Source organism: Moorena producens PAL-8-15-08-1, from assembly GCF_001767235.1.
Classification (GTDB): Bacteria; Cyanobacteriota; Cyanobacteriia; order Cyanobacteriales; family Coleofasciculaceae; genus Moorena; species Moorena producens_A.
In genome coordinates, this window is sequence record NZ_CP017599.1 from 44,091 (window position 1) to 59,923 (window position 15,833).

Genomic DNA, 15,833 nt, shown 5'->3' on the forward strand with positions numbered 1-15,833 from the left:
GCTAGAAAACACAGGAGCATTCTGTAAGACGAAGGAAAAAACTGGGCAACAAATCCTATAAATCCCTAGAAATCGCTATAAGTAGGTTTGGTCAATAACCTACCCTATTAGTTATAGTTACTGGGGAAGTCTTGTCCAAGTTGCTGATCTATTATTTCTATGATTGACTGGCTTGCGATCGCACTCAGGGTGCTTTTAGGCTTATTTATTTTTGCGATTGGGCTAACCCTTGCTAAGTGGATTCCCAATCACCGGATTCGAGCTATTACCCAACCAAACCGTTGGTTTAGGCAAAGGGTTACTCTAGGACTGATGCTCCTGACTAGTTTGATGATGCTCGGGTCAATTGTATTGGTCACTGATATCGTTAAGGTAAATTCAGGACAGGCTGAGGTAGTTAGCTCTCGGAAATACCAGAAAAACATTCGCCTCGGAACAACTAATGTAGCGATTGGAGGTGGTGGTTATGTCACTGGTGTTTACCTCCATCCACTGGAGAAAGACTTAGTTTATATTCGGACTGATGTGGGTGGCTTCTATCGTTGGGATGAGCCGAAGCAACGTTGGATTCCCCTGACAGAACACTTTCCCTTCTCTCAGAGAAACTACTATGGAGGAGAAGCACTGGCTGTTGATCCCAATGATCCAACTATTGTCTATATTGCAGCTGGAAAATATCCCTGGGCTGAACCAGGAACACTATTTAAATCTACCGATAAAGGACAAACTTGGACAAAGTTGAACCTAGACCTCAAGATGGGGGCTAACCACAAGAAAAAATGGCTAGGAGAGAGACTAGCTGTTGATCCGTTCAATTCCAATATTATCCTGTTCGGCTCTAGAGAAGATGGACTCTGGAAATCATCGGATGCTGGTGCTACCTGGGAAAACGTCACCTCTTTTGCAGGTAAACCAGATAACAAAATTGGTATTACAGCTATTGTCTTTGATAAACAGGTACCGGGCTTAGTGTATGCTTCGCCCTATGGAGATGGCATCTACAAATCTACTGACTCTGGGGTCAGCTGGACTCAGGTAGCTGGTAGCCCAAAAACAGTCAATCGCATGGCTGTGGGAAAAAAGAATATCCTCTACGTCACCAGTACCAGTAATCCTGGAGTCCACAAGTATGCCAATGGTGTCTGGAAAACCATGAAACCAGGAGGATCTAATCGCATTTTTGGTACGCTCAGTGTGAATCCTGCTAATCCTGAGGATATCTTAGTTGCCTTCAACCGCACACAAAAAACGAAATTCTACCGTTCCCTGGATGGCGGCGCTACCTGGAAACAGCAGCTGACTTCTGCTAACAACACTATTCCCTGGTGGCCGAAGAAGTATTTTGCCAATCATATGGCAGCGATGGAATTTGACCCGAAAGTACCGGGAAGAGTTTGGTTTACGGATTGGTACGGTGTATGGCGGACAGATGATCTTAATGCTAATCCCGTTGTTTGGACTAACTATGCCGCTGGACACGAGGAAGTGGTTCCGTTTACTCTGGTTTCACCACCCCGTGGTCCGATACTGGTAAGTGGGGTGGCGGATGTGGATGGTTTCTACCATAACCAAGGATTAGATACTTACCCCTCTCAACGACTTGGTCTGGGGGAGCCCGGTAAGTCATTCCAGGATACCTATAGTATTGCTTATTGTGAAACTAAACCCTTACAGATGGTTCGGGTTGGTGGTTACCGCTGGAATTCAACCTATACTGGAGCTACTTCCACCGATGGTGGTCTGACATGGCAAGAGTTTGCCTCATTCCCAGACAATACGATGCCGATGCGGGTGGCTATGTCTGCTACTAACCCCAATTTATTTGTTGTGACAGTTAGTCAAGGTCAGCCGTTGCGCACTAAGGATGGAGGGATGACCTGGCAAAAGGTTTCAGGATTACCCAATGGTCCGGGTGGTCCATGGAATTGGTCTCAATCTTTAGCGGCAGACCCTGTAGATGGCAACAGGTTTTATTACTATGCTAAAGGCAAAGTCTATCGTTCCAATGATGGCGGCTCATCCTTTCAAATTGTGAATGATTCACTTCGCAATGAAGGTTGGCATTCCCTGAAAACGGTGCCAGGGGTTAAGGGTGAAATTTGGCTGAGTCTAGACCGCAAGGGTTTCTATCGCTCTACCGATGGGGGTCAGTCATTCGTTAAGCTACCTTCAGTAACCAGAGCTCACCTATTTGCTTTTGGTAAAGCACCCCAGGGAAGCGACACTCCAGCACTGTATATTTATGGAAATATTGATGGAAATCTTCCCAATGTCGAGAATGGGGTTAGGAATCGGGAAGTTAGTGAGACTTCAGGAAGCTCAGCCAAAAGCCGTGCCCAAGAACCAGGAATATTCCAGTCTCTTGACATGGGACGCACGTGGACACGGATGGGCGATCGCTCCCGACCAATTGGCAATAGACCTGGTGTGATGGAGGCGAGTAAGCAGGAGTTCGGACTGGTCTTTATTGGTACCAATGGTAGGGGAATATACTACGGATCACAATAGGGTTAATTTTGATTAATTCCTTAAGATTTTTATAAAATTTTCCTTGTAATTAGGGTAATCGTTATTGAATAGGGAATACACTAAATAACTGACTTGTTTCGTGTTAATCAGGGAATCAAACGATGGCAATCCTGCAATTTTTAATCATTAGCGCCATTTGTATGGTGTTAATCAAGTTTGTTGCCTCTTGGTTTGGGTATGGCAACATACCGATACTGAATAAATTAGTAACAATTATTCTCAGCGTCTTCGTGACCTTTGAAATTGTTCAGCTGGTGCAAGCTATAATTGTGAAATTTGGTTGAGGGCTGTTCGCCCTTGGCGTTCGGTGTAGGGTCGGTTGAGGGTTGAGGGAGGGTTGAAGGTTGAAGGTTGTTCGCCTTTGGCGTTCGGTGTAGGGTAGGTTGAAGGTTATCCGGTTGAAGGTTGAAGGTTATCCGGTTGAAGGTTATCCGGTTGAAGGTTATCCGGTTGAAGGTTGACCTTCAGTAAGATGGGAGCGCTTAACTTATTAATAAGTCACTAAAGTTAAAAGTTTACTATAGCTTTTATCTCACTTATGAGGTACAGTCAATTTTCTTCCCCCTACTCCCTACTCCCTACTCCCTACTCCCTACTCCCTGTGCCAATAGTTTCTAGCAGTGTCTGGAGAATCAAATAGGCTGACGTAGCACCAGGGTCTTGATGTCCAGCACTGCGCTCTCCTAAATAACTGGCTCGTCCCTTCTTGGCCACCAACGGAATAGTATTTTTCATCCCTTCTTCTGCTGCGTTGACAGCCTGTTGCAAGGCTTCTAACATACTGTCTCCTTTATCTACAGCTTGTGCGAAGGCATTGGCTGCGGGTGATAGAGCATCTAACATGGTCTTATCTCCCAAGTTGGCTTTGCCTCGCTGGACGACCCCCTCCACTGCTGCTTGGAATAGTTTGACCATATCCTCTTGTGTCAGTTCTTGCTTTCCTGCTACTGCTGCACTTGAGCGCAAGAATAGAGTGCCATAAAGTGGTCCACTGGCACCTCCGACACTGGAAATTAGAGTCATGCTGACGGTTTTGAGAATACTGCCAATGTCTTTATCTGCGACTTTAGGAAGCTGAGTGATTACCTTTTGAAAGCCACGATTCATATTAATACCGTGGTCAGCATCACCAATAGCAGCATCAAGTTCGGTTAGATAGTCCTTGTTTTGTTCGAGTACAGTAGCGACTGCTTGTAACCACTGTAGAATTTTATGTTTAGTTACCGTTACCATAGTCGCAGAGTGGGTCAGGGGGTCAGAGCCTCAGGGTAGCAATGAGCAATGAGCAATTAGCAATTAGCTAAGCTTTACGATACTGATGCTCCCAGATATCATATTAATCATAATCCCCAACGCAGGGCTGGTGTCTTGACTGGTGCATCCCAGAATTTAATTAGCTCATCGTTCATCTTGAGTAGGGTAATCGAGCAGCCTTGCATTTCTAGAGACGTAATATAAGGACCAATCAGACTACGCACGATTTCCAGTCCCTTTTGTTCACAGATTTGGGCTAATTTGCGATACACAATGTATAGTTCCGACAGGGGAGTACCACCCATGCCATTCACGAATGCTAGAATGCGATCGCTTTTCTGGAAAGGGGGGTCAGTTATTTCCAACTCTGTCCATTCTGCTTTATCTTCATCCCACTCTCGCACTGTGCGGCTATAGGCAGAATCTTCAATAATCGATAGCGCTAGCATTTCAGTTATCTCATCCGCTGATTTGAGGGACATTCGTTTTCTTCCCGGTTCCCCGTGAATGCCAATGCCAAATTCTATTTCCCCTTCCCCCAAGTCAAACATGGGACTCCCTTTAGCAGGAGGGGTGCAGGATGTTAAGGCCATACCCATGCTGCGTCCATTACCATTAACCAGGCGACAGAGATTAGCCAGTTGCTTTAGGTCATAACCGGCAGCAGCGGCAGCGCCACAGATTTTCTCGGCTAATAATGTTGTGCCTACCCCCCGCCTGCCTTGAGTATAGAGGCTATCTTTTACCGCTACATCATCATCAATTAGGATATTGAGGACTCGGATGCCTTCTGAGATAGCTAATTCGGCAGCTAACTCAAAATTCATCACGTCACCGCTATAGTTTTTGACAATATTAAGAACCCCTGCACCACTGTTGACTATTTTGGCAGCTTCTAGCATTTGGTCGGGGGTGGGAGAGGTAAACACTTCACCGGGACAGGCCGCATCTAACATTCCGGCACCCACAAAGCCCCCGTGCAAGGGTTCATGACCACTACCACCACCAGAAATAATCGCTACTTTGTTTGATATGGGAGCATCAGCGCGGTAGATGAAGGGGGGGTCAAGATTAATTTTGAGCAGGTCAGGATGGGCTAAAGCCATGCCTTCTAGGCTTTCTCTGACAACATTATCGGGATGGTTTATTAATTTTTTCATCATCAATTCTTCGCGGCTGGATACCCCATCCTTCTTAAGGTGGGGAGGAAAGCCGCGCCTCCAATTAGTGGTTTACAATTAAGCCCGTTGAACGTTTTAAAAGTCGGACTTTTCGGGCGGTAAATTGTCCGATTCTTTTCCAATTGATATCGCTGACGGAAACTTGTCTTGCTGTCTCACCGCTTACCCAACCTCGGTAGGCTTTCCCGGCTTTGACCGCTTCAACGTAGTCTCCTTTGCGAAAACCATGACTAGTGGTTGTTCCTCCGTATTTGCGACGTTTTCCACCTTTAGAAAACTGCAATAGGTGTAACTGACGGCGACTTATGGGGGCACGTCTAATTACGGAAAACACAGCGTTAGTTACTTCACAGTTTTTGGGGACACTCAATTTTCCATTGCGGTGATAATAATTTTTGCGTCGGTAAAAATGAGTAGCAGCTAACGCAATCCCATCTACTGCATGAGTATTAACTGTTTGCCGACTTTTGTCTATTTTGTCTTTGATCAGCCCTAGCGCTTCTCTCTTCAAGGCTGTCTCCCAGCCTTGTTTCTGAGTCACTGGGGCTATTTTTTCTAACTGAGATATTGCCCAGTATTGTCCTACCATCACAGGAGAAAAACCTTTGTTGCCATTAGCCTTGACTATTTCGCAAACAATGGCACTTACTGGGTACAAAAGATTAAGTTCTCTTACTACCCGATTTTCTAGTTGACGGTTTGCCCGAATCGAAGGGGGAACCTTTTTGTTCCTCCTGTTCGAGAATCGCTTTTGTCTATGAGACCTTTGAGAATAAGGAATCTTGCGATTTATTCGACGACTTCTGCGAGTTCTTTCGGCGAAGCCGACGCTACGCGAACGCATCATTCGCCTAGTATCCATGCCTACGCGGACTTTTTTGTACGGCAACACTAAATGCCCTGTCCAAAGAGTGGCTTTATTTGACTGAACAGCGATACCAGAAAAAGATTTTCCGGGGTCAATACCAATAGCGATATCCTGAGTCTGATAACTAGATGGTTGATTAACTAACTGAACAGCAAAAACATTTAGATCATTTGGGTAAACGATAGCAAGACCTTGATTAAGCCAACGACGAGCGCGAGAAGCTTTTGTAGGCATCAATGGTTTGCCATCAGGCGAAATAACTGGAACTCGTAACATGGTGATAAACCTCACGAGAAAAGTATTTGAGTTAATAACTCGTCCCCTGGCCGTAGGCCACGCTACGCGAACGACCACCGAATTTAAGATGTCCTGTCTAACAGCAACTGACAACACAGTTTTGAAGAGGCTTGGACTGGGGAAGTATCCAGGCGTTCGTCCCAAAATTCGGCTCAAATGGTCTAGTCAATCACGGTAGTTGGTTGTCTACCAAGCCCCAACCTGGCCGTAGGCCACGCTACGCGAACAACGCAGTAGGTTGGGGTTATTGACGATTGATATCAGTAGTCATGGGTAATTGCCCCAACTTCCCCTTCTACCAATACTCTCATCCGTTACATCCGTTACTCATCTGTTGCCCGATCTTTTATCTATGAGCTGGAATCGCTTTATTGAAGTTTTACTGGTGACTTGATCGAGAATTGATTAGATTACCTTACCTAATTTCCTAATCACTATCGACCAAAACAGTAACCGCTGCAACAGCAATCAGCATCTCATCATTTTTATCATTAAGTTCTGGAATCGCCCTGCCTTGAACTACCATTCCACCGGACTCAAGGGATAGAGTTTTCTGACCAAAAGGCAGTACAGCCAGTACTTCATCTTCTCGGACTTGCTCTGGGTAAGGTACGGCGACTTGAACTTCAACTATCATTTGATTGGGATGGTCTAAACCAGCTACTTCCCAAACACCAGGTAAGGCATTGTGAGCAATAGCGTTGCGTACAGCTCTTGCTGCTGCTACGGTTGGGTCTTGACCGTGTTGGTCTACTCCCATTCCCATTTCGATAATTAAGCGTTTACGAACCATGGCGAGTATATTCAATGCGCAACCGTTGAATTGGGTCATCCTCTGATTCTGGGATAGTATCACGACGGATTTCTTGTAACCCCAATTCCTGAAAGTAAGCTAGTTCTGTATCTGACAACGGCCAAGGGGGACCATCCGGTTCAGTGTCAGTATCCCGAAATCGAGTAATTACTAAGAGGGTTCCCCCTGGGGGATACTCTTGAACCGTCATTAATCGGTACAAAACCGGATAATACGGTCAAGGTGCATTCTATTGTTGTCCGAGTGAGGAGTGGTCATACAGCAATTGGAGTTGAGCCTTCCACTCATCTATCTGGACGTTCCTCAAATCCCGTTGAGGAGTTGCTTGAAAGCCTGAGATCTGCTATGTTTGCTGTCAAGAATACCAATCGCAACTGCATCTAGCAAATCTAGTTCCAAACCTTCCAAGAAACGCGCGGTACGACGCAACAATACTGCCTGCACCTCGGCTCTACTCATGTACCGGGTGATATCCTTGTCCGTACCTCTGTCAAGGATGTTTTTGGCAGCATTATGGTCAGCCTGCAACACGACCCCATCAAATCCGGTAAAATTGTCCCCAGTTCTGTGCCCCAACAGGGTGCCATTCCTGGAGTCAATTTGCGACGTGTAACTAGGCTGAACTTCTGTGACAACCGAACCAGTCCAATTAGCCCATTTCTGTAAAGAGTCCCGCATCTCTCCTTTCATCCAACTATTCAGTTTGCGAGACATAGTCTTGGACTGGCGTTTATTCCGAATCGGTTGCGTTAAATCTTCTGCAAAAATTTTGAGAGCTTCTCCATTGAAAAGAGATTTACAAGCTGCTCCTATTATCGCCGCTAGTTCAGCTTGGTTCTGTCTGTAACGGCGATTTTCTGTTTTTCTGGTTAAATTATTTTCTAATATCCTAGCTGACTTGGCTGGATCTATTTTTTCTAGTTTTCTGTGCAGTGCCCACAGTTTTCCTCTATTGCGGTTTTTGGCATAGATACGATCTGACTTCTTGGTAGCAGCTTTGCCTAGTCCTTTCCCGTGAGCCTGACCATCTGAATCATAGAAAGCCTCGGTATAGCCTTTATCTACCCCAATACTGCGACGTTCAGACGGAATATCGACGACACCATGACCTACTAAAAAGTGAACCTCGAACCGTTCCAATTCTAGGTTATAAATTAGTCGAATCTGACCTTTTATCTTGCGGTTAGACCGTACAACTACCTTGTTTCTTTTTCCTCTAACAAGTCCAGCTAATTCTAACTGGTAAGTGTTACGAGAAAGCCTTTTGCATTTGTACCCACCTTGTTGGTAAACAATTTGATTCCTAACCCAGGAATGTCCACGCTGATACTCTTTCCTTACCCATCGGTGCAACAAAGCATTGTCTAGGAAAGCTAAAGTCTTAAGCGGGAGCAGGTCAAACTTGCAGAACAAATGAACTACTTGACAAAATGATGAAATTGATGTTATCTATGTCTGGCTACCTAAAAAATTAAGAATTAATCCCAAAATGACCCCTGAAAAGCAAAAAGAGCTCAACGAGTATCTTCAAGCAATTGCCAAGATTCTTTATGAGGACTCTGATCCGACCAAACTAGACACAATGGCGGGAATAGAAGAAACTGTGAGAGAGAAAACTTTAGATTAGATCACACCAAAAATCGGTTTTTTTTTATCAAAGAAACGACAAAAACCGAGGCCGGAAGACTGAGAACATTAAAGAGTATCATTGGAAAACTACCAATAACCGAAAAGCAAGCCATCCGATTAAATCTCGAAACTAACCAAAGAATAAGTCCCTGTTTAGAGCAGTGTTGTGTTCGAGCAAGCGCCAATGTATCTTATGAGAATGCTGCCAGAGATATTGAATACTATACAGGAATTAAAATCTCAGCCAAAACACAACAAAGGCTAGTACATCGCTATAAATTTCCTGACAATGACTGTAGTAAAGATATTGAAGAAGTGAGTGTAGATGGAGGAAAAGTAAGGTTAAGAACGCCAAAAAAAGGAGAACCTTGTCTCTGGAAAGATTATAAGGCAATCTGTGTGAATAAATCCACGAGAAAAGCTTGGTTTTTAGAAAATGAGGAATTAATAAATTGGGTGAATCAGCAACGGTTATCAAACCCACTGAATTGCCTGGGAGACGGGCATCCTGGGATTTGGAATATTGTTAAACAATTTAATTGTCCAGGAAAAAAACGGGAAATTATTGATTGGTTTCACTTAGTTGAAAATTTACATAAGGTCGGTGGTTCACTGAAAAGATTGAAAAAAGCTAAAAGTTTATTGTGGTTAGGTAACGTTGATGAAACTCTTAACTTGATTTCTGCTTTGACTAAAAAACAAGCCGAAAACTTCTGTAATTATTTACAGAATCATCGAGAGCGTATTATTAACTATAAATACTATCAAGAGAATTCAATTTGTTCCATTGCTTCAGGAGCTGTTGAATCTACAGTTAAACAAATTGACCGACGACTGAAGATTTCTGGAGCACAGTGGAAACCTGAAAATGTGCCTCAAGTTCTCAAACATCGATGTGCTTATCTCAATAACAATCTTTAAGCAGGTTTTCAGTAAAAACACGCTTCATTAACTAACGAGAAAACTCACTCTTATCGGACCTGTGAATTATCCCAAAACTCATGAAATTATTCACAGATTTGGCCTAGTTGAGGGATTATAATAGAACTCGCCCATTAAATTCAACTCTATTCAAAATACTAATAGCACATCGCTCCGCACTTCACAGTGTAGGACATAAGTGCCGATCAACAGTCTCTTTTATGTTTTATTTAGATAAAGCAGACAACAGATAATCTACCTCTAGTACAAATGCTCTGCATAAGTGACATGCTCCCTCTTAAGCTGCTTACATAGTTCTTTTCGCTTTCTCTGATTCTCTTTGCCAGGAAACTTCCGGTAGATATTTTTGATTACTGCCTCTGTGCAGGCAGCTTGCTGTGCAGTGATCGCTTTAGCTACATCACTAACTGTCCATTCCATTAACTTGGAAGGCAAACTCAACGATTCCGGACTTCTGAAAGATCTGACTTCGGAGTATGCTTTCTTCCAGTCAATGCTCCAGTGATTAATGCTGCCCAACTTGTTGTAGGATTCAGACCTGACAATCCCTAACTTTCCCATTGTAGAGAGCAGTTCAGTCTTAACCGACTCAGTCATCCCCGCTACGGGGACAATCTGAGTTGATATTTTCTTTGTTGCTCTTACTGTTTTGGGCTTGGGCATTGTCAGGTCTGAATCTTATATTCTAATTCTACTATAGCGCTAGCTAAATGTCCATGTCGGATTTGTACCGATAAATCCCGATTTATCCCAACTTTAAAGGGTCTAATTGCGAGGCGAGTAAGGATGCGATCGCATTCATAACAGTTGACCGAACCTTCAGGGGTAAGGCTTGGATATTATGGCATTCAAAGACAAAATCAAAGTTCTGATGCCATGCTGGATCTAAGGCAAATAAATCCGCCACTTGGTACTTGACCTGGGAATCGGGAAATCGTTTTTTGCACCATGCGATCGCAGTCGGGGAAATATCAAAGGCAGTCACTTGGAAACCCTGCTGCGCCAACGCTTCAGCATCATCCCCCAACCCACAACCAACCACTAGGGCAGAGCGACCCGACCCTTGGGGTGTATTACGCTCTAACCAATCCTGTAGATAGGGATGGGGTGTATTACGCGCCCAAGGTATTTGCGCTGAATCCCCATTCGCTTCGGAATATAAAACGTCAAACCATTGAGATGGATTATCTTGGCGAATTGATTCCAATGCCAAAAGTTTGACCTTTTGCTGTAGTGCTTGGGGTTGTTGCTCGAACATAGATCTGGGGTTGGTAATGCTTCCTAAGTTTAACTGTTCCAATCTAAATGCCTGTCTGGTGAGGGAGATCAGCGTAGCAGTACCAAATTACAAACTAAGCCATTTGGCTGATTTTTGCAGTGAGGGGTGACACCCCTCATTTGTTTAGGTATATTTGAAATATAAGATGCACCCTGATGATCGAGAGAGTCAGTAACACGGCTCTCTTTTTTTTTGCCTGTTGCCTGTTGCCTTTTGCCTTTTGCCTCTTGCCTTGTTTATAGCGCTATATCAACCCTGCCAAGACTCAAACCGACCTGGCAAAAGTACTTTTCTGATAGTGTTCACGTCAATTCTTGTCCACTGTTCCCAGATCCGCTGTTCCCTGTTCCCGACAACTGCCACGAAGTCTAATATATTGTCTAACTGCAAGAGCGGAATCTAGCTCCAACGCCTCACTAGCAAGCATCTCGGCCTGGTTGATACTCAACTGTGAAATAACTGAAATCACAGTAGCGATCGCAGGTGGATTCACACTCAACTCATCCACCCCTAACCCTAATAAAATCGGTATCCCTACTGGATTCGATGCCAACTGACCACAGACACTAACTGGAATCCCTGCTTGATGAGCAACGCTTACCGTTTGTTGAATCATCCGTAGCACAGCCGGTTCAAGGGCATCAGCCAGCTTCGCCACCTTGGGATTAGTACGGTCAGCGGCCATCACATATTGACTCAAATCATTAGTACCAATGCTGAAAAAGTCCACTTCAGCCGCTAACTGATCAGCCATGGTTACTGCTGCCGGGACTTCTACCATAATCCCCACTGGCATCTGTTCATTAAAACGATGCCCTTCTTGGCGCAACTCGGCTTTAGCCTCTGCTAGGATTTCCTTAGCAGCCCGTACCTCTTGTACTGAGGAAACCATGGGAAACATCACCTTAATGTTGTGTCCATAACTCCCTCGTAGAATCGCCCGCAGTTGGATTTTGAGCATCTGTGGACAATCCAAACTCTGACGAATTCCCCGCCATCCTAGGAAAGGGTTAGGCTCTGGGGTGTGCTGAGCAGAGGAAGCATCAGAAGACGCTAGATTCAGGAAGGGAATGGGCTTGTCACCGCCAATATCTAAAGTACGAATCGTTAGGGGATGGGTACCCATAATTTCTGCAATGGCTTGATAGGTTGCCAACTGCTCTTCTTCCATCGGAATAGTTAAGCGTTCCAGATAAAGAAACTCAGTCCTAAGTAAACCTATCCCTTGAGCACCACAATCCAGAGCCAATTTAGCATCAGCCTCTCCCAAAACATTTGCCATCAAGGGAATTTTGTGTCCATCTTGAGTAATTACCTCCCTAGGTAATTCATCCTTACTGTTGCTCTGTAGCTGTAATTCTTGCTTCTGTTCCTCAGAAGGCTCTACCCAAATTTGACCGGTTGTCCCATCCAGTGCCAACTCCGTACCAGCTGGCAACGACAACAGATCCTGACCAACACCAACCACCATCGGTATACCGAGCATATTGGCGATTAGGGCACTATGGGCTGTAGCACTGCCCCTAGCGCAACAGATACCTAGGACTTGGCTCGGATTTAGTTGTGCGACCTCAGAGGGAGTTAAATCAGCAGCAACCAGAATACCAGGCTCAGTCACATCTATTTGACTTACTAAGTTTAGTTGGTTTTGCCCCCCTGCCCCCCAATTTTTCGGTGCGACCCGTGGCGAATTTAATTCGCCAACGGAAAGCGCACCGGGAGGGGTAATCATGTCAAAGTCCCCCAGAATTGGGGGATTTAGGGGGCTCTTGCGTAAGTCCTGATCTAGACAGGTTTCTTTCCTATTCGTCAGTAATCGCAACACTCGCCAGCCGACATCGATCACATCATTTCCCCGAGCTTGCATGTAGGAGTCTTCCAGAGTTTGGTAATTTGCTACGGTTTCATCGATCACAGTTTTCCAAGCCGCCCCTGCCCATAGATGCTGGTCAACTATAATCTGATAAGCTCTATTAACTAGGGCTGGATCCTCTAAATAGAGCAAGTGAGCCTGAAAAATATCTGCCTGATCATTAGTAACAGTATTGATCAGGTGTTGAAGTTGCTGTTGTGCTGTTTTAATAGCAAGTTGTAGGGTTTCCCACTCGGCTTGAGGATTATCTGTTTGCTGTTCAATAATCTCTGGACGTTTGGGTTGGTAGACAATAACCGCTCCCATAGCAATACCAGCAGCAGCGGGAATTCCAACTAACCTATCAAGTGTCACAGATGACGGGTGAAGGGATTGGTTACTGGAAGGGTTATAATTTTGGTTGATGTCTTCTTTTGCTTTATTTACTGTTTCGCCAAGTTTTTCCCCAAAATTGTTATCTACTAGCTGCTGCAACGCTATCAAGGCTAATTCGGAATCTTCTCCTACTGCTTTGATGACTATTTCATCTCCCTGTTGGATACCTAAAAGCATCACATTATTAATGCTTTTTCCATTAACTATATTACTAGTTTTAGTTAGATTTTGTAGGGTAATTTCTGAGTTAAACCGATTAGCTGTAGTAACAAATTGGGCAGCAGGACGAGCATGAATTCCCTGTGGATTCTCGACAGTAAGATGGATTTCTTTGGTTGTAGAAGCTGGGATTGTAGACTCTTTAAAATTGGTGATTGATTTATTCTCAGTACTATCAGTACTATCAACAACTGATAACTGAGAGGCTTTAGCGGTTAAGGCTGATCTAGCTTCAGCAATCACTTGGTCGATATCACCACCAGCCGCAGCTTGGACAACGGCTGCGATCGCACCTTCCACTAATGGCGCTTCGCACAATCTTACCTTGGGTTTCTGGTCTTCATCCAGAAACTCCAGTGCCATTTCTGCACTCAGCACTGCACTGCCTAAATCCATCAATACTACTACCCCAGCATCCGAGTAAACCGACTCAATGGCGGCTTGGACTTGCAGCACATCGGTACCAAAGGGATTTTCTGGGTCATCAATACCAGCTGCGTACGCAATTGGTACCGATGTCTGAACCATCTGTTCAGCTAATTCCTTGACCCCAGCGGCTAGCTTAGCACTGTGGGAGATAATCACAATTCCAATCATAAGGTTTATGAGCGCGTTTGTATTTGGGTTGTGAACATACTCGCTTAGGCAAGAGGCAAGAGGCAAGAGGCAAAAGGGAAGGCATTGCTGATTAATAGAATGATGGAGAGTAACTCAGGAGTACGCAAATAATCCTAATGGCTGGTGTTATTATGGCCGGTGTTTGTTTGACAGGGGTGAAAATCAGGGAGCGGCTGAAGCTATTCAGAAAGCTGATCATCTATGCTCGAATAATTGGCTAGTTTATCGGGCCTTATATAAGATTTTGAACAAGTCACCCCTTATCCCTTTCTTAGAGGATATCTGAAAAGTTTTTTGATACTGAATTTTGCCCCCCTAGCCCCCCAATTCTGGGGGGAACAAGAATCAATTTGCGGCTAAAAGTCCCCCGAGCGAGCAATCCCTCGCTCGGGGGATTTAGGGGGCTTTGATGTAGCAAATGAGACTTCTCAGACAACCTCTTAGCAGGAGAGGTAGAAATAACCTGAGGGGGGATATTTTTGTTATTATAAACCTATCTACAGCGTTTTGTATAACTAAAATGACACCATCATCTTCCCATCACACTGTAAGGCGAGGACGGGTTTTTCCGGAGAAACGACTGTCTCCTGAAGAAAAAGCCAGAATTAAAGCAGAAGATGCAGTGTTTTATAAGCGTTGTCGAGAGGTCTTTGAGCGAGTACAACCAGAATTGATTCAAGAGCATTATGATTGATTTATTATTATTGAACCTGATAGTGGGGAGTATTTTATCGATGAAGATAAAAAGGTAGCACTTTCCAAATCCCGTTCTAAACATCCAGGTAAAAAGTGTCTTATTATGCAAATTAATGAAACGGGAACTTGTGGCAGAATATGATCCAAGGTGAATTTAATAGGTTCGGGGAGTTATTTTTTAAATTGGCTTGATGTCTGCTGATGGGGAGATTTTTCCCGTTATGGCACTGTTAGATACAGGGTTTACAGGTTGGTTAGCTATTGATAATCAAGATGCTGAGAGTTTAGGGTGGGTGCGTAATAATGAACCACAGGATATGCAAACAGCCCAGGGAGAAGCACGGTTTAATTTATATGAGGGAAAGGTGGTTATTGAGGAAGAGGAGTTTACGGTTGAAGTGTTAGGAGGAGATGAACTGGTCAATACTCTTAATGGTGTTTTGTGGTTACGAACAAAGCGTTTAGTTGTAGATTTTCCCATGGGAGTGTTAACCCTAGGATAAGCGATTGGCCTATGGCCACGCTACGGGAACACACTGATAGTTAAAGAGGTGCGTTACACTTGGTTAACGCACCCGACAAGATAAGCGATCGCACTGGTTTAACACCAGTCGTCGCTGTTACCCTCCCACTCCTGGTCACTTGCGCCATCTGGCCATTATGGATTTCTTGTTGGAAGATTTTGAGACAATTCCGAAAGAAGTATTGGAGCGATTGTTCTCCAAGGTTGTTGAAGGTTGAAGGTTGTTGAAGGTTGAAGGTTGAAGATTGTTGAAGGTTGAAGGTTGAAGGTTTTTGAAGGTTGAAGGTTGTTGAAGGTTGAAGGTTGTTGAAGGTTGAAGGTTGAAGGTTGTTGAAGGTTGAAGGTTGTTGAAGGTTGAAGGTTGAAGGTTGTTGAAGGTTGAAGGTTTTTGAAGGTTGAAGATTGTTGAAGGTTGAAGATTGTTGAAGGTTGAAGGTTGAAGGTTTTTGAAGGTTGAAGGTTGTTGAAGGTTGAAGGTTTTTGAAGCTTGTTCGCGAAGCGTGGCCGAAAGGCCAAGGTTCCCCTTTGGCGTTCGCTGTCAGGCGTTGCTGAATTAAGGAATGAATGCACGATCATCTGGTTTTATTAAAGCCCCCTAAATCCCCCAACTTTGCGGTGCGACCCAAGGGCGATTTACTCGCCCATTGGAAAGCGCACCGGAAAGGACTTTGAGAGTTTTGTTCCCCCCAGAATTGGGGGGCTAGGGGGGCGAAACCATACTCATAATCAGCAACAC

At 44.5% G+C, this 15,833-nt stretch carries 14 protein-coding genes and 1 pseudogene; 5 read left to right on the plus strand and 10 right to left on the minus strand.

The features are described from left to right. Positions 1 to 159: 159 nt before the first annotated feature. Entirely contained in the window at positions 160 to 2,508 is a 2,349-nt protein-coding gene (locus BJP34_RS00195) for a WD40/YVTN/BNR-like repeat-containing protein (RefSeq protein WP_070390588.1), read from the plus strand. A 122-nt stretch (positions 2,509 to 2,630) separates the two neighbouring features. Beyond that, complete coding sequence (locus BJP34_RS00200) at positions 2,631 to 2,813, plus strand: hypothetical protein (RefSeq protein WP_070390589.1); 183 nt, start codon at positions 2,631 to 2,633, stop codon at positions 2,811 to 2,813. 301 nt (positions 2,814 to 3,114) lie between these two features. Here the strand turns inward: BJP34_RS00200 and dhaL are convergent, their stop codons facing one another. The 6 genes from dhaL to BJP34_RS46875 all read right to left on the minus strand — a co-directional run bounded on the left by dhaL (position 3,115) and on the right by BJP34_RS46875 (position 8,356). Next, complete coding sequence (dhaL, locus tag BJP34_RS00205) at positions 3,115 to 3,762, minus strand: dihydroxyacetone kinase subunit DhaL (RefSeq protein WP_070390590.1); 648 nt, start codon at positions 3,760 to 3,762, stop codon at positions 3,115 to 3,117. Between the two features lie 107 nt (positions 3,763 to 3,869). Continuing rightward, a complete protein-coding gene (gene dhaK / locus BJP34_RS00210; RefSeq protein WP_229424190.1) occupies positions 3,870 to 4,946 on the minus strand; it encodes a dihydroxyacetone kinase subunit DhaK in 1,077 nt (358 codons plus the stop codon). 61 nt (positions 4,947 to 5,007) lie between these two features. Then, positions 5,008 to 6,108 (minus strand): RRXRR domain-containing protein, encoded by a 1,101-nt coding sequence (locus BJP34_RS00215; protein ID WP_070390592.1) that lies wholly within the window; start codon positions 6,106 to 6,108, stop codon positions 5,008 to 5,010. A 448-nt stretch (positions 6,109 to 6,556) separates the two neighbouring features. Then, complete coding sequence (locus BJP34_RS00220) at positions 6,557 to 6,922, minus strand: Lin0512 family protein (protein ID WP_070390593.1); 366 nt, start codon at positions 6,920 to 6,922, stop codon at positions 6,557 to 6,559. Beyond that, positions 6,912 to 7,145 (minus strand): hypothetical protein, encoded by a 234-nt coding sequence (locus tag BJP34_RS00225; RefSeq protein WP_193431301.1) that lies wholly within the window; start codon positions 7,143 to 7,145, stop codon positions 6,912 to 6,914. Before BJP34_RS00225 ends, BJP34_RS00220 begins: the two co-directional genes overlap by 11 nt. Before the next feature lie 101 nt (positions 7,146 to 7,246). Further along, positions 7,247 to 8,356 (minus strand): transposase, encoded by a 1,110-nt coding sequence (locus BJP34_RS46875; RefSeq protein WP_229424191.1) that lies wholly within the window; start codon positions 8,354 to 8,356, stop codon positions 7,247 to 7,249. A 76-nt stretch (positions 8,357 to 8,432) separates the two neighbouring features. Between BJP34_RS46875 and BJP34_RS00240 the strand changes: the two are divergent. Further along, positions 8,433 to 9,493, plus strand: a pseudogene (locus BJP34_RS00240) (ISKra4 family transposase). Positions 9,494 to 9,754: 261 nt separating this feature from the next. Here the strand turns inward: BJP34_RS00240 and BJP34_RS00245 are convergent. The 3 genes from BJP34_RS00245 to ptsP form a co-directional block, all read right to left on the minus strand. Next, the gene (locus BJP34_RS00245) at positions 9,755 to 10,177 is read right to left on the minus strand and encodes a hypothetical protein (protein WP_070390596.1); all 423 of its coding nucleotides are present in this window, start codon (positions 10,175 to 10,177) and stop codon (positions 9,755 to 9,757) included. 82 nt (positions 10,178 to 10,259) lie between these two features. Further along, positions 10,260 to 10,772, minus strand: a complete 513-nt coding sequence (locus BJP34_RS00250; protein WP_229424192.1) for a class I SAM-dependent methyltransferase — start codon at positions 10,770 to 10,772, stop codon at positions 10,260 to 10,262. Positions 10,773 to 11,100: 328 nt separating this feature from the next. After that, positions 11,101 to 13,857: a phosphoenolpyruvate--protein phosphotransferase gene (gene ptsP / locus BJP34_RS35775; protein WP_229424193.1), complete on the minus strand. Its 2,757-nt coding sequence runs from the start codon at positions 13,855 to 13,857 to the stop codon at positions 11,101 to 11,103. A 541-nt stretch (positions 13,858 to 14,398) separates the two neighbouring features. On the opposite strand from ptsP, the gene BJP34_RS46880 reads away from it, so the two are divergent. Together BJP34_RS46880 and BJP34_RS00270 are read left to right on the plus strand one after the other, a co-directional pair. After that, positions 14,399 to 14,572 carry a hypothetical protein gene (locus tag BJP34_RS46880; RefSeq protein WP_229424194.1) on the plus strand — a complete coding sequence of 58 codons (174 nt, stop codon included), beginning with the start codon at positions 14,399 to 14,401 and terminating at the stop codon, positions 14,570 to 14,572. A gap of 193 nt (positions 14,573 to 14,765) precedes the next feature. Then, the gene (locus BJP34_RS00270; RefSeq protein ID WP_324611001.1) at positions 14,766 to 15,077 is read left to right on the plus strand and encodes an aspartyl protease; all 312 of its coding nucleotides are present in this window, start codon (positions 14,766 to 14,768) and stop codon (positions 15,075 to 15,077) included. 155 nt (positions 15,078 to 15,232) lie between these two features. On the opposite strand, the gene BJP34_RS41945 is transcribed toward BJP34_RS00270, so the two are convergent. After that, positions 15,233 to 15,667, minus strand: a complete 435-nt coding sequence (locus tag BJP34_RS41945; RefSeq protein ID WP_158516910.1) for a hypothetical protein — start codon at positions 15,665 to 15,667, stop codon at positions 15,233 to 15,235. Between the last annotated feature and the right edge of the window lie 166 nt (positions 15,668 to 15,833).

Excerpts from the sequence above, each read along its gene's own strand:
- BJP34_RS46880 (WP_229424194.1), top strand. The coding sequence starts at position 14,399 with ATGACACCATCATCTTCCCATCACACTGTAAGGCGAGGACGGGTTTTT.
- BJP34_RS00245 (WP_070390596.1), bottom strand. The coding sequence starts at position 10,177 with ATGCCCAAGCCCAAAACAGTAAGAGCAACAAAGAAAATATCAACTCAG.
- ptsP (WP_229424193.1), bottom strand. The coding sequence starts at position 13,857 with ATGATTGGAATTGTGATTATCTCCCACAGTGCTAAGCTAGCCGCTGGG.
- dhaL (WP_070390590.1), bottom strand. The coding sequence starts at position 3,762 with ATGGTAACGGTAACTAAACATAAAATTCTACAGTGGTTACAAGCAGTC.
- BJP34_RS00250 (WP_229424192.1), bottom strand. The coding sequence starts at position 10,772 with ATGTTCGAGCAACAACCCCAAGCACTACAGCAAAAGGTCAAACTTTTG.
- BJP34_RS00220 (WP_070390593.1), bottom strand. The coding sequence starts at position 6,922 with ATGGTTCGTAAACGCTTAATTATCGAAATGGGAATGGGAGTAGACCAA.
- BJP34_RS00270 (WP_324611001.1), top strand. The coding sequence starts at position 14,766 with ATGTCTGCTGATGGGGAGATTTTTCCCGTTATGGCACTGTTAGATACA.
- BJP34_RS00195 (WP_070390588.1), top strand. The coding sequence starts at position 160 with ATGATTGACTGGCTTGCGATCGCACTCAGGGTGCTTTTAGGCTTATTT.
- dhaK (WP_229424190.1), bottom strand. The coding sequence starts at position 4,946 with ATGATGAAAAAATTAATAAACCATCCCGATAATGTTGTCAGAGAAAGC.
- BJP34_RS00200 (WP_070390589.1), top strand. The coding sequence starts at position 2,631 with ATGGCAATCCTGCAATTTTTAATCATTAGCGCCATTTGTATGGTGTTA.
- BJP34_RS00215 (WP_070390592.1), bottom strand. The coding sequence starts at position 6,108 with ATGTTACGAGTTCCAGTTATTTCGCCTGATGGCAAACCATTGATGCCT.